This window comes from Pseudomonas cichorii (genome assembly GCF_003700275.1).
GTDB classification, from domain to species: Bacteria; Pseudomonadota; Gammaproteobacteria; order Pseudomonadales; family Pseudomonadaceae; genus Aquipseudomonas; species Aquipseudomonas cichorii_B.
Genome location: NZ_RBRE01000060.1, coordinates 98,701 through 112,394, shown reverse-complemented (window position 1 = coordinate 112,394; position 13,694 = coordinate 98,701). Strand labels below are relative to the sequence as shown.

9 protein-coding genes and 1 riboswitch are annotated in these 13,694 nt (G+C 58.2%); of the genes, 4 read left to right on the top strand and 5 right to left on the bottom strand.

The window, feature by feature from the left end:
• The 5 genes from ALQ04_RS16935 to ALQ04_RS16915 all read right to left on the bottom strand — a co-directional run.
• Positions 1 to 724 (bottom strand): TonB-dependent siderophore receptor (locus ALQ04_RS16935; protein WP_183142204.1); only part of this gene is annotated, 724 nt, incomplete at its 3' end.
• A gap of 107 nt (positions 725 to 831) precedes the next feature.
• Positions 832 to 1,038, bottom strand: a riboswitch (cobalamin riboswitch).
• A 103-nt stretch (positions 1,039 to 1,141) separates the two neighbouring features.
• Positions 1,142 to 3,547, bottom strand: a complete 2,406-nt coding sequence (locus tag ALQ04_RS16930) for a TonB-dependent siderophore receptor (RefSeq protein WP_122316905.1) — start codon at positions 3,545 to 3,547, stop codon at positions 1,142 to 1,144.
• 81 nt (positions 3,548 to 3,628) lie between these two features.
• Entirely contained in the window at positions 3,629 to 4,567 is a 939-nt protein-coding gene (locus tag ALQ04_RS16925; RefSeq protein WP_122316904.1) for a FecR domain-containing protein, read from the bottom strand.
• Positions 4,564 to 5,094, bottom strand: a complete 531-nt coding sequence (locus ALQ04_RS16920) for a sigma-70 family RNA polymerase sigma factor (protein ID WP_122316903.1) — start codon at positions 5,092 to 5,094, stop codon at positions 4,564 to 4,566. The genes ALQ04_RS16925 and ALQ04_RS16920 overlap by 4 nt, the downstream gene beginning before the upstream one ends.
• 73 nt (positions 5,095 to 5,167) lie before the next feature.
• Positions 5,168 to 5,566 carry a hypothetical protein gene (locus ALQ04_RS16915; protein WP_122316911.1) on the bottom strand — a complete coding sequence of 133 codons (399 nt, stop codon included), beginning with the start codon at positions 5,564 to 5,566 and terminating at the stop codon, positions 5,168 to 5,170.
• A 192-nt stretch (positions 5,567 to 5,758) separates the two neighbouring features.
• Here ALQ04_RS16915 and ALQ04_RS16910 point away from each other — a divergent pair, with 192 nt between their 5' ends.
• Genes ALQ04_RS16910 through ALQ04_RS16895 form a run of 4 tightly spaced genes read left to right on the top strand, consistent with a single transcriptional unit; the run spans position 5,759 to position 13,692 of the window.
• Complete coding sequence (locus ALQ04_RS16910; RefSeq protein WP_122316902.1) at positions 5,759 to 7,729, top strand: hypothetical protein; 1,971 nt, start codon at positions 5,759 to 5,761, stop codon at positions 7,727 to 7,729.
• The gene (locus ALQ04_RS16905) at positions 7,722 to 11,747 is read left to right on the top strand and encodes an AAA domain-containing protein (RefSeq protein WP_122316901.1); all 4,026 of its coding nucleotides are present in this window, start codon (positions 7,722 to 7,724) and stop codon (positions 11,745 to 11,747) included. The genes ALQ04_RS16910 and ALQ04_RS16905 overlap by 8 nt, the downstream gene beginning before the upstream one ends.
• Positions 11,747 to 12,541 (top strand): hypothetical protein, encoded by a 795-nt coding sequence (locus tag ALQ04_RS16900; protein ID WP_122316900.1) that lies wholly within the window; start codon positions 11,747 to 11,749, stop codon positions 12,539 to 12,541. The genes ALQ04_RS16905 and ALQ04_RS16900 overlap by 1 nt, the downstream gene beginning before the upstream one ends.
• On the top strand, positions 12,538 to 13,692 hold the full coding sequence (locus ALQ04_RS16895; RefSeq protein WP_122316899.1) for a hypothetical protein: 1,155 nt from the start codon (positions 12,538 to 12,540) through the stop codon (positions 13,690 to 13,692). The genes ALQ04_RS16900 and ALQ04_RS16895 overlap by 4 nt, the downstream gene beginning before the upstream one ends.
• Positions 13,693 to 13,694: the final 2 nt, after the last annotated feature.

Below are 13,694 nucleotides of genomic sequence, written 5' to 3'. Positions count from 1 at the left end.
AGCGCAGCGCTGCGCTCATGGCCAGGCTGCGGGAGTTGCCGTTATCGACCCAGCCATTGCTTTGCTGCTGATTGAGTGTGAGGCGATAGCTCAGGGTGTCGCTCAGCGAACCGCCGCTGTCCAGCCCCAACTGCTGGCGGTCATTGGAGCCATAGCCCAGGCGCAGGCGATTGCGAATCTCGCCCTCGAACGGTTTTTTCGGCACTACATTGATCACCGCGCCGGTGGCGCCTTCGCCATACAGCACCGAAGCCGGGCCACGGATCACGTCGATGCGCTCGACCATGAACGGATCGACCGGGAAGGTCTGGCTGCCGAAACCGGTGTACAGCCGCGAGCCGTCGAACAGGGTCATGACCGACGAATGCCCGGTAAAGCCGCGAGCGGACAAGGCGGTATTGCCATCACCCGGCGTGGCGATACTGGTGATGCCCGGTGAGCGGCTGACTGCATCCTGTACCGTCAGGTTATTGCGGTTCTCAATGGCTTGCCTGTCGAGGCTGCTGATACTTGCCGGAGTCTCCAGGGCGCTGAGCTTGAGGCGTGAACCGCTGGGTGTCGGGGTCGCCAGATCGGTAACCGGTGTGTCGGCGCGGCCGGTGATGGCCACGGAAGGCAGCGCCAGCGGTTGCGGGTCAGCGGCGAGTGCCTGTGACGAGAGCAACAGACAGGGAAGCAGCAGCGAACGATTTGTCAGGGAGTGAAACAGGAAAGAACGGGACATGCGATTCCAGCCAATCAGGAATGAATGAATCCCGGAGGGAATAACGCATAGGCAATCGCGGACGCAAAAAGCCCGCGAAGACCGGCCTGCGCCCGCCCACCGCGGGTTTGCCAAACAAGGTTGCAGGCCGGTCTCCGGGCTTGCGAGGATCATGAAGCATTCACCTTCCCATGCCTTGGCACAGTGGTCTGTCGAATGCTTCGCTCGCTTACCGTTGCGGGGGCAGCGCCGGACTGGTCACAGGGAGTGACGCACCGGCTTCCCGTTTAATCCCATGCACGGCGGCATGGGACACCTGAAACTGGCGCGCATCTGACCATTGAAGTTGCGGGCCGTCAATGACTGATATCGATCAGTGCCCAGGGTCTGGCGAGTGGTGAAACCCGGGTAGGAGTGAATTCATTCACGAAAGGATCATCACCAACGATAACTGACAGCTCCGATCAGACTGCGAGTATCGCCATAACGGCAGGCATTGGCGCAGTACAGGTATTTCTCGTTGCTGAGGTTCTGTGCCTTGGCGCTGACCTGCCAGTTATCGTCAAGGTCATAGCTGATGCGTGCATCGAGCAGGGCATAGGCCGGGATCTTGCGGTCAGTGACGTCCGGCGAGGTATGGGTGGTGCCGACATAGCGCACGCCGCTGCCGATTGACAGGCCATGCAGGCCCGCCGAGTCGAAACGGTAATCCAGCCACAGCGAGGCATTGTGGTAAGGCGTGCCCTCGATGCGCGAGCCTTGCAGCACTTCGTCGTTGTCCTTGATGATATGGGCGTCGGTGTAGGCATAGGCTGCGTTCATGGCCAGTTGCGGAGTCAGTTGGGCCTTGGCTTCCAGCTCGAAGCCGGTGCTGCGCTCCTTGCCGGTCTGCTCGTCGAAATCCGAGCCGGCAATCGAGGTGATGACGTTGCTCTGGGTCAACCGGTAAACCGCCGCGCTGATCATCAGTTCGCGGCCAGGCGGCTGGTAGCGAATGCCGATTTCATATTGCTCGCCCTCGGTCGGCAGGAACGCATCGCCATTGGCATCGGTGCCGGATGCCGGCAGGAACGACTGGCTGTAGCTGATATAGGGCGCCAGGCCATTCTCGGCCAGATAGACAAAACCGATGCGCCCGGTGGTCTTGCTGTCTTCGGTACTGCTGCGCGAGCCGTTGCGGTAGTTGCGGGTGGTGTTGTCGGCCCAGTCCTGACGCATGCCGAGCAGCATCAGCCAGCGATCATCGAGCTTGAGTTGTTCATGCAGGTAAATGCCGAGCTGATGGCTGTGCAGGTCCGAACCGCTGTCGACATTACGGTTGACGCGCGGCAGGTTGCCAGACACCGGGTTGGCAAGATCCAGTGCCGGTGCGCTGCCACTGAAGCGGTGGCTGTCGTAGGTCTTGCGATAGTAATCCACGCCGCCCAGCAGGGTGTGTTGCCAGCGCCCGCTGTGCAGGTCCAGTTGCAGACTGCTGTCGCTGGTCCAGCCGGTAGCAATGTCTTCGCGCGAGTTGTAGGTGCGCGACAGACTGGACAGATTGGCTCCGCTGATCCGGCTGTTGTTCAGGGTGATGTAATCGTAGTCGGAACGGGACTCGAAATAACGCGCAGCGTGACGCAGTTGCAGGTTGTCGTTCAGGCGCTGCTCGTACAGATAGCCGAAGGTCTGCAAGGTGCCGTCGTAATCGTCGAAGTCCGGCTCGCCGGGGAACAGGTCATACGGCACCTTGTAACCGGGCGTCGCGCTGAACGTGGTCAGGTCATAGCGCATTGGCGGCGTCAGGCTGGTCCGGGTGCGCTGCTGGCTGGCGAGCAGGGTCAGGCGCCGGTCATCGTCGATCTGCCAGGTCAGCGCCGGGGCGATGTAGTGCTTGTCATCGTCGATGGCGTCGTACTGGGTGCCGCTGTCGCGTACCAGTGCTGTCAGGCGATAGCTGAAACGCCCCTCGTCATCGAGAGCTCCGCTATGGTCGGTAGAGAGCTGCTGCCGGTCATGGTTGCCGTATTCCAGATTGATCTCATGCAAGGACTCAAGCGTGGGCCGCTTGCTGATGGCGTTGATCAGGCCACCCGGCGCCAGTTGCCCATACAGCACCGACGATGCGCCCTTGAGCACTTCCACACGTTCCAGGCCATACGGTTCCTGGCCACCCTCGAACTGGGTGCTTTGCATTTTCATGCCATCGCGCAGCACGCCGCCGGTGCGCGGGCCGATATCGAAACCCCGCATGCGATAGTCGTCCGCCACACGGCTGTAACCGTTCGGCTGGCTGATCACACTGGTGTTGTAGTTGAGGGCATCGGCCAGGCTGTCGTGTTTGCGTGATTGCATTTCCTCGCGGGTGATGACCGACACCGACTGGGGGATTTCCAGCAGCGATATGTCGGTTTTGCTTACCGTTGCACTGCGTTGTGCGACCCAACTGTGCGCTGGCCCCCAGGCGTCCTGCTGATGGCTGGCGGCACTCACGTTGATATCCGCAAGCTCCATGGCCGTAGTTTCCGGGCGCGGCTCAATGCTCAAGGTGCCACCGGGGGTGATGCTCAATTGCAGCGGCAAACCTCGCAGCACCTCGCTCACGGCCTGTTCGACGCTGTAGCGACCTCGTAGTGGCGCAGCATTCAGGCCGCGCGTCAGCGTGGCATTGAAGGCAATGCTGCGCCCGCTCTGGCGGGCGATAGCGGTCAGTGTGGTATCCAGAGGGCCGGCCGCCAGATCAAGGTCCATGAGTTGCTGGCGAGCGCTCGCAGACTGGGTTACGCCATCGGCCACGCTGTCCAGGCTGGTCAGCAGCAGGGCGAGTGCCATGGGTTTGAGAATCAGGCGTGGTGGTCGGTGCATGCGGGCATTTCCCGTTTGGGTAGTCGATGCCAGCTATGTGACGCGAGTGGCTCTGAAATTAAGGGGGGCTGGAAATTTTTTTCAGCGCAGACTGATTTGCGTCCACCAGCCCAAAGGCTGCTCGACTTTTACGGGCAGCACTTCCTGCAGGGAACGCAAGGTCTGCCTGGTGTCATCCAGAGTGAACACGCCGGTTATCCGCAGCGCAGCGGCATCCGGTGCAATACGCAGGATGCCGGAGTGATAGTCGCGCAAGGCTTCGATCACCTCGCCCAGGGATTGGTCGTGAACCTCCAGCAAACCATCCTTCCAGGCGTTTTCACTGGCCAGATGCGGGTCGAGCATGTGAATGCGGCGGCCATGTAGCCGTGCGCCCTGGCCGGGGCCAAGCTCCAGAGTCGCGCCGCTTGTTGCTGTGAGTAGCACGCGGGATTCCTGTACCCAGACATGCGCAGCCTGTTCATGCAGGCTGACCGTGAAACGTGTACCCAATGCCCTGGCTTCACCAAAGGCCGTGCGGACTACCAGCGGGCGCTGTGGATCTGTCGCGACCTGAATGCTCAGCGCGCCTTCATGCAGCATGAGGGTGCGTTGTCGCACATCGAAAGCCATATCGACACGGCTGCGAGCGTTGAGCAAAACCTGGCTGCCATCTTCCAGAGAGAAGGGCCGCCGCTCTGCCAGCCCGGTATACAGATCCCCGCGATTCCAGGGCAACAGCCCGTTGCGTTGCAGCCACCAGCTACCGATGCCCAGCCCGCTCAGGCCGAGCGCCCCGCGCAGCCATTGACGGCGAGTCTGCCCGGATTTGCTCAAGACCTGACGCGACATGGGCGGCAATTCGGCGAATGCCTGCCCGAGACGCTGCTCAAGCTGTACCCAGGCCTCGCGATTGTCCTGACTGCTCAGCAGCCACTGCTGAAAACGCTGGCGTTGCGTATTGCTGATGCTGCCGGAGCGTTGCAGGGCCAGCCATTCGATGGCTTCGGTGATCGCTGGTGACAGTCGCTGGCTGCTCATCGCTGCTCCAGCGCCAGATAGCAAAGGCCCAGGGCCTTGACGACATATTGATGAACCCGTGGCGCGGAGATGCCCAGAGTACGGCCGATTTCGGCATAGGTCATGCCATCGAGCTGGCTATACAGAAAAGCGCTGCGGCCCATGGGCGACAGGCCATCGAGTATCCGGTCCAGGGCACTCAGTGCTTCCAGTGCCTGAACCTGTTCCTCGGCGGAAGGCGCATAGCCCTGAGGCTGCTGCGCCAGAACCTCCAGATACGCCCGCTCCAGATCACGGCGCCGCCATGAGGCGAAAATCAGCCGCTTGGCAATCGTGGTCAGCAGTGCCCGAGGCTCACGAATGGCCTGCGGTTCGGGCAGGGCGACCACTTGCGCAAAGGTTTCAGCCGCCATGTCCGCCGCATCGTGATGACACCCCAGGCGCGCCCGCAAGCGTTCCTGCAACCAGCCATGGTGATCGCCGAACAACTGGTGCAGAACACGATTGCGCACGCTCGGGTGCCGGATATCGGGAGAGGAAGAGGGCATGTCATTAAAGTTAATGAAAATTATTATCAAATGATGCCGATTAGCTGCATTGATTGCAACTGGCTGTCAGGGCTCAGGCGTCGCGCAACAGGTCGTGGGCGTTGAGCAGTTCCCAGGCAATTTCCGGACGCTTTTCCAGGCCACGGCGAATGGCAGCGGGGATCGACTGACGGGTCTTGCGACACAGGCCAATCTTCTCGGGAATAAAGATGCTGATACCGCGCATGGTCCGCACCTCATTGAAACCCGGTGCAATCTCCACACGCACGCCCAGTTGCTCATGAATCCTGCCTTGCAGGCGCTCAAGCTCGCTGAGGGTTTCGATGCGTTCCAGCCTTTCGAGCAGGCGTTTTTCCTCTTCGCGAGTAAGAAGCAGAATGCGCCGATCGGCATCGGGAGAATCCAGCCGTTCACGCTCGCAGATACAAGCGCCGGGCGGGCAGGGGTTGCGGATCGGAAGTGAGGCGTTCATGGGTGCAGCATAGCGATTCAAACGTGCTTCTGACCATAGGCGAGACGCTTTCCTGACGACTGTTATCTGTCTTGCTCGAACGGTATGAATTCGTGTTTGCCTGGCAAAGGCTTTATCCTGCATGGCTGATTGATATTGCTTGTCCCGCCAGTGAAATCCACTCATGCCTCGGCGGGTATCCACAGGAAAATTATGCTGATTAAGGATGACGCCCGCTTGCATGTCGAGGCGACGGGAACAGTATTCAAATGGCGTTACAAAGACAGGCTGTCCAGCGAGAAAATCGACCCGCAGATCCTGCGTGGAGCCAAGCTGGTCGAAGACGATTATCAGAAGCCATTGGTGGCATTGCGCAATCGTCAGGGTGAACACTATAAAGTCACCGATCTGTTGCCTGCCGGTTTAGCGCTGGACAAGCCTTTACGTGTGATCGGTTGCACGCTTGCAGAGCCTTACTGGCTGCTGAAACTCGCTTTTGACGGGCAGCAGTGCTCTGTGCAGATCCTCACGGATTCGTCCTTTGCCACTCGTTTTGGCTGGGCACTGGAACAAGGACTGCTGCACACCGTGAGTGTGAGCGAAGGCAAGAGCGAATTCGAGGTCAAGCCTGGCGACCCTATCCATTTAAAGCTTTGCGGCATACTCAGTGACTTGAGTGAAGACGAGCAGAATTATCAGGGTTGCCTCAAATACATCGATACCGCTAGCGGGCGCAGCTATTCATTGCCTTGTCTGTTACCTCGCAAGCAGCTATGGCCCCAGCGTATCGATCATTTCTCAGAGCCTGCGCATGTCAACTTGCCGGTAACCGCGCAATGGTCTTCCAGGCAGCAGCGTTACGAGGTGACGGGTATTGAACCGTTGCTGGCCGAAGGCGAGCAGCGCTTGCAACTGGTGGCATTGAAGCCTCGTCCCGAAGCGAAACCCTTTCTGTTGTTGCAAAGCCCGTTACCGGCTTGTCAGGGGCTGGTGTTCAGTTGCCTGACCTGGCTGAACGTCATCGAGTTCGAGCCTTCGCTGCAAAGACCCTTGGTGGTCAAGGTCGAGGTCAGCCTGGGCGGTGGAGAGATGCAGTTCAAGGCCAAGGCATTCGAGTCTGCGAGCACCGCTCCGTTCTGGGCCGATGTGTCGTTGATCGGTGATCTGTCTTCGGGTGATGGATCAGGCGCTCAGGAGCAAGAGGTGCGTATCGAACTCGCAGAGCCCGGTGCTGGAAAGCTGATCCTCGAACAGAGCCTCAAGGTGCCGTTCATTTACCACGTCGCCCTCGAAAGTACAGAGTCCCGGCATGTGCCATTGGTATTCAGTACCAAGGTATGTGGTTTTGAATATGCCGTGGACAAGGAAGGTGCGAGGCTGGAAGGCGCTTTCAAGGTGTGTGTCGGAGATGATCCCCTGGCGTTGTATCTTCAACGCCTCGAGGGCGGCAAGGCGGTCAGTGATTTGTATTACCGCGTTGAACTCAAGGAGTGGCTGCGTTTTGGCATTGTCGGTTTGCGCGAAGGTTTCATTCTGGAGTGCATCATCGAAAATCAGCAGCGACGCACGGGCAAGACGGCGTTTACCTATTGGAAGCTGCTGGAAATCAAAACCGATCTCAGGCCCCGAATCATCATGCGGCAGGCTCTGGAGGTAAAGCTTGAAGCACTCTGGGGCTGGTCCTGTTTTGAGACTTCTTTCTATGCCGATGCCTTGCCGGACTTCTACCGTCAAGGCGCGATTGTCGTGGTCCAGCCCGACTCGGAGGTTGCCCTGGCGTTGTTCCTGTCGCCAGGCTTGCTGAGCAAGGCTGGCTATCTGGGCATCAGTGAGGGCGATAGCCTGACACTCGACTACGTCGCACGTCATACGGACGATCCGGCAGGTTTCGCGCTGGTGTGTACAGCATTGGCTGAGCGGCCTGCGGGGCGACAGCATGAAGAGTGTCGAGCCCGCTACGTACGCCAGAAAAGCGAAGGTAAACATGAACTGGAGCTTTTGAAACCTGCACCGTACGGCCTTGTGCCTGGGGAACTCATCAGCTACCAGGAATACCCCAGGCAACACTTGTTGAAAAAGGTCCCAAACCTTGAAACAGCCGTGCTCGTGGTGCGCCTCAAACGCTTCAACGGTACCTATCAGGTCAGCAAGGTCTTGAATGTGGAGTTAAGTGTCGATGTCTGATTCGCGGCGGTATCTGAATCTGCTGAAGTACCTGTGTGCATTGCCCGGTTTTGACAGGATTGTGCCGCTCGGCGGTACCCGTATCCGCGATATAGAGCGTTCCGGGCAGTTGTCGGAAGCCATTTTCGAGATTCCCGCCGAGCCCGATCTTTATGACCGGTTCCTCAAGGCCGTCACCAGGAAAAGCAAGAAAGCAGATTCCGGGAACATGGTTTTCCAGCCGGTGTATCTGATTTATCAACTGGAAACTGCCGGGCAGCCGTCACTGCCTTTTCTGGCTGTGCCAGGGATCATCGGCAGCGGGCCTGTTGCCGCGGATTCGGAGTTCTATACCCTCAGGCCGGTGCTGGAATGGCCAGTGCTGTTCAATACCCAATTGCTCGAACACGACAGCAAGGTCGAACCCGATATCGTGTTGGGACAGGAGCAGGACTGCCTCGATTTCAAACTGCATAATCTGCCACCGATTACCGATGCCTGGTCGGTGTGGCATGAGTACGCCCTTGAACTGTGCCATGCCACTACCGGATGCGGGCTGGATGAGTTGCCTGCCCGGCTGCAGGCCCGCTATGGCTGCGCCTTTACCCTGAGTGCGCAACTGGCGACTTACAACGAAGCGGGCACCCAGGCGATCAGCGGGATTCTTGATCTTTACGAGGCGCTGGCCGAGCAGCCTGATGATCTGCTCGCCGAGACACCACTGCTGCAGGTCATGGCCATACATGACGGAGTGCCAGGCGTTGCGGCGAGTGACAAGGACAATCTGGCCAGCGATATCGAAAGCAATGCTGGCTATCTGCTCGGGCACATGGACGAGCAGAAGGCTGTCAGCCTGGAACTCTTGTCGCACCGGGAAATGTTCGCGCTGGATAACAGCCAGCGCATGGTTCTGGAAAAGCTGGCCCGCTGTGATACGGCCGATGTCCTGGCAGTCAATGGACCTCCGGGCTCAGGCAAGACTGCGATGCTCAAGGCCGTGGTTGCCCACCAATGGGTACAGGCGGCACTGGATGGTCAGCCTTGCCCGATCAGCGTGGCGGTGGGCTCGACCAACCAGTCCGTAACCAATGTTATCAATGCCTTTCCCGCTGTGCTGTATCGCGCCGAAGTCGATCCGCCTGCGCACCTCTTGTATTTCAAACGCTGGTTTTCGGCGCCATCAAGTTATGGCACTTACTTCCCCTCCGCTGACGCTTACAAAAAGCTTGAGGAGAAGAATCAACTGGAGGATTTCGTTCTCGGCAAGATCAGCGCGCCCAACGACCTGACGGTTTTTGCATGGAGTAATGGCCAGGACAAGGCAGCCTGCGATATCACGCAAATGCAGGCTCATATCAAGCAGTATGTGGAACATGCCGGACGGTTTTTTGGTCAGCCCGGCCTGTCACTTGAACACGCCATCGAGCGCTGCCGGCAGAGCATCGCCAGCATTACCCGCACCATGCAAGACACGCTGGCCCGGGCGCGCCAATCCGACAATCTGCATGTGCTGCTGGCCGAGCTGGTGCCAGGCTACCCGATTGCCCCGGAGCATGAGCGGGGACAGTCATGCAGTACCGCTGCACAGTTGCTGGAGCTGTTTGACAGTTCCCGCGACAAACGCAAGGCAGTGTTGCAACAAGTGCTGCGCGAGCGGATTGCCGATCAGGCGCTCAATCTCGATGAGGTGAGCGATGCGTTTTTCGAGCAGTTGGCCAGTGATGCGAAAGTCTTGTTGATCGACCGTCTGCTGGACCTGACCTTGCGCCCACAAGCTTTCCATATGGCCGCGCGTTATTGGGAAGGGTGCTACCTGCTGGAGTGTTCCGAAGAACTGCTGGTCACCCGGACGGCAAAGAATGTCGAAAAGGGCTTGAGGCGTTTATGCATGCTAACGCCTTGTCTGGTTTCGACGCTGCACAAGTTGCCGCAGTTGTTCGGCCTCGAAGGCAGCGCGCATTCGGGCAAGCGCTTTCTATTGGCCAAGGCCGATCTGCTGATCATGGATGAGAGTGGCCAGGCGCAGCAACGACTGGGGTTGCCGCTGCTGAGCCTGACTCGCAAGGCGCTGGTGGTGGGCGATGTCGATCAGTTGCAGCCGGTCATCACGGATATCAGCGTGGTCGATGAAGTCCATGCCTATCACGCTTTTGGCTATAACTCTCAGGAATACATCAATGCCCGGGTGCGCCGGTTTACAACGCGCAACGGCAGCATGCTGGCCTTGATTCGCGAGGCTTCACGCTACTCCCACCAAGGGCTTGGTTTGATGCTGCGCGGGCATTATCGATGCCAGACCAATATCATTCAGTGCTGCAACGAAATGGTCTACGACAACAAGCTGATGTTCATGGCCCATGATGGCGTCGAGCGTGGGCCATTGCCGTCATTCAGTTGGGTGCACTCGGATTTTGCCAACGAATCATCCGACAAATCTCGACTGAGCCGGGGCGAGGCAAGCCTGATCGCAGGTTTCCTGTCGGATCGCTGGGCAGAAATCTTCGACTTTTATCGCGCCAAGGACGAGGCTAGAAACAAGCCCCTGCGCGGGGCTGGCGAGCTGATTGCCGTGGTGACGCCTTTCAAGCCGCAGATAGAACCGTTGCGCCAGGCCTTGCGCGATGCATCACGCAAAATCGCCGGGCCGCCAGGCTTTACCCAGCAGGATATCGAGCGAATCACCATCGGCACTGTCGACTCACTGCAGGGCGCGGAAAAGCCCATAGTGATTTTCAGTGGTGTACATGGTTCAAAAAGCCAGGGGCAACCGTACTTCCAGGATCAGCCTTATCTGCTCAACGTGGCCATTTCCCGGGCGCAGGACTGCTTTGTCGCGTTTATCTGCGAGCACACCTATGGCGTCAATGCGGATCATCGTCAGGTGGATCTGCAGGAATTGCGCAAGAACTCGGCTCGCTACATGGGGTACTACCTCGGACAGGCGTGTCATGCAGGCAGTACCGCCATGCGCCGCTGTGAGCGCCTGTTCCCGAAACGGCTGGTGATTATCGAGGCGGGGGGCAAGCAGCAAGCGCTGTCCGAGTATCTGGGGTCCGACTATGAGGTCTGGGTGACGGATGGCGGCATCACCGAGGTCGATGCTGCCTGTTTCGATTTGCACAGGCTGATCGCGTCAGGCTTCAAGTTACGCTATCAGCTCAAACCCGGGGCTCAGGCTCTGGTCGAGCAGATCCGTCAACAGGCGCCTCTGTTTGAAGAGATCATTCTGGCCACGGATGACGATTATGTCGGTGAAACCATTGCCTGGCACCTGAGCATGCAATTGCGCCATGATCCCTTGGTCCAGGAACGCCTGACTCGTGTGCGCCTCACGGCCATTACCCGCGAGGCCATCGAAGAAGGTTTTCAGATGGCCGGACTCAAGGAACATGAGAGTCGCCTCAAACTATTGAAAAACGGGCGCAAGGCTGATGTCGCCGAGAAACTGGCAGAGGAACGTGCCGCCTGGCGCAAGCAGCGCGCAGGCATCGACACCTCAAGAGTACGGGCCGAGTTGTTTCGGGAGCTGGTGGACGTATTGGTGCGTATTCAGTGCCAGGCCGATTCTCCAAGCGCGCATGTGGTGCCTGCCGAGCTTGAGCAGCTACTCGACTCGCAACTGTTGGTCAAAGGCGGTGATTCGCTATCCTGTGCGGCCCTGGGCCGCGTACGCATGGGCATCCTCGATGTGCTGGCCGAGTCGGTGAAACGACGCTTCCAGGCGATGCAGGATGAGCATTTGAGCGCTCACCTGAGTGTTGCCGGCAAACAGTTCAGCGGGCGCATTGCAGGAGACTCCGTTGAAAGTCTTGCTGCTTTCAGAGGTCAATTGCTGAAGAAGATGAAAAGCACACAAAGCAACTCGATAGCTGGCGAGTCGACCCGCTGGGTCGCGTCCGAACCTGCGGCCCGTAGTACTTCGCGCTCTGCGCCGAGCGGTTCCACGCTGGACATTCTCAAGCTGGCGCAGACGACCCTGGATATCAAGCCCTTGATCACCATGCTACTGCTGCAGAAACTCTATGAAGGAAGCTTCTGATGGGGAACAGTGCACACGACGATATTCGACTGACCATCGACTCACAACAGATCGCTCTCTATCAACAAAGGCTGAACAATTGTGCGGTGGGACAGCACGGCGATGCCGGTCGATTGTTGAAGCTGATTGCACGTATCGGCGATGCAGCCGGGCATGAGGATCCCCGGTTTCAGGTTATCACCCTGCGCTTGAAGCATTTCTCAAACCCGGTTTCGGTCGAGTTCGAGGTGCAGACAGTCGAGCTGGAAGGCTGGCTCGAGCACTTGCCACATGAAGCTGCGCATTGTCTGGAGCTTGGCGAATATCAGGCGTTGCTGAGGGCGCTGAAAGAGTCGGATTTCGAGCTTGATTTTCGTCTGCCCGAACCAGAGCATTTGAGCTTTGGCCAGCTGATAGACAACCTTGACCAGTTTCGGATCGGCCGCCCCTCGACTCTTGGCCAAACCCTTGAGGACATGGAAACGGGCCGCATGCTGGTTATCGATGGCGACGAGGTTCGTTTGACCGCAACGGCGTATAAGGTCCTGCACGATATGCAGCAGCGCTATCCGGCCATGGCGAACAAAAACTTCTCGGCGCGCCTGGCTCTGCTGCAGCAAAAGCTTGAACGTGATGAACTCAGCGCCGCATCGGCACTGGCCGAACTGCTGCCCGATCTGCTGCCGCACTTCGATAGCACTTCGCTCACTGAGGACATCTGGGACGATATCGAGTCGTTCTACGAGCCGCTCGACGAGGCACCTCAAGCTCCATTGCAAGGGTTGATCCGGCAACGTGCGGGAGATGAGTCTTGAGTGGTGTGATCAGTTATCCGCGTACTGATGGCAGCGATCGCTTCAGGCGTGACCTGGAACACCTTGAGACGCTGATTGTTCAGATCGAGCAATCCCTGAGTATGGAAAACCTCGAAGGTATCCTGGCATTGATTGGTTTGATCGGCTGGGACCGGCTACCCGAACACTTGCGAATTCGCTATCTGGGGCTACTGGCGCAGAAAAGCCGGGAGCTGGAGCTCCAGCAGCTTGCAAGGCGTGATGCCAATAATGCAGCCGACCGGCGCGCCGAGCAGAAATTGCAGATGATCATGCAGGACATGGACCGCTGCCTGATCGAGCATTGCCCGTGGGAAGCCAGGCGCGATCAGGAACCGCTGACCGTGGTGGGCGTGCAAAGCCGCATCGAGAATGCCCGGCAGCGTATCGACGAAAAGGGTTACCAGCCATTGTTCAGCGATGAGGAAATTCTTGCGCTGGCACAAACCGATATCGTCGCCCAGGCTCGTTACAAAGTACGCTTCATGGAGCGCAAGTACTTTGGAGATCGCGGTAAAAATGGCTTCATGGGGATGGACTTCACAGGAGCATCCGGGCCCGGAGTCAAATACTGGAACACCAGCTTCGGCCAGATCGAGGATGCTGACAGCGATTATCGATTGGTCGCCAACAAACTGGGGCTGGAGTACAAGGAGGGTTGCGAGTACATGCTGCTGGTCATCGATTCGCAAAAGGCCCAGGCGGTATGTGAGTCCAGCAGCATCAGCGCAACGTTTGAAAAACTGGGTGCGTTTGCCAATCATGAGTTGCCCGAGCTCTACCCGCAGGAGTTGACTCGTGAAATTCTGACAGCGGCTTTTCAGGCTGAATATCGCACACTGTATGCAGAGGCCAGGGTCCACTGGGGAGGTATATGGAATCTGACTGATATTCAGTTTCACGAGTTTCTCCAGATGCAGAAAGTCGAGCCCGAGAAGGCCGTTCTTCTTCTGGAACGTCTGCGCATGCACAAGCAACTGGGCAATAACGAGTATTTCCGTGGAGACGGTATGACTGCGAACCTGATTGAGGGCAGTCAGCAACAGTACGGAGTGGTTGAGTTGTTCAGCTTCGACAAAAAGAAAATCGAACTCGACGCTTATCTGAGCGCCGGTGCGATTCACATTGTGTAAGG

Excerpts from the sequence above, each read along its gene's own strand:
- ALQ04_RS16930 (WP_122316905.1), bottom strand. The coding sequence starts at position 3,547 with ATGCACCGACCACCACGCCTGATTCTCAAACCCATGGCACTCGCCCTG.
- ALQ04_RS16925 (WP_122316904.1), bottom strand. The coding sequence starts at position 4,567 with ATGAGCAGCCAGCGACTGTCACCAGCGATCACCGAAGCCATCGAATGG.
- ALQ04_RS16920 (WP_122316903.1), bottom strand. The coding sequence starts at position 5,094 with ATGCCCTCTTCCTCTCCCGATATCCGGCACCCGAGCGTGCGCAATCGT.
- ALQ04_RS16915 (WP_122316911.1), bottom strand. The coding sequence starts at position 5,566 with ATGAACGCCTCACTTCCGATCCGCAACCCCTGCCCGCCCGGCGCTTGT.
- ALQ04_RS16910 (WP_122316902.1), top strand. The coding sequence starts at position 5,759 with ATGCTGATTAAGGATGACGCCCGCTTGCATGTCGAGGCGACGGGAACA.
- ALQ04_RS16905 (WP_122316901.1), top strand. The coding sequence starts at position 7,722 with ATGTCTGATTCGCGGCGGTATCTGAATCTGCTGAAGTACCTGTGTGCA.
- ALQ04_RS16900 (WP_122316900.1), top strand. The coding sequence starts at position 11,747 with ATGGGGAACAGTGCACACGACGATATTCGACTGACCATCGACTCACAA.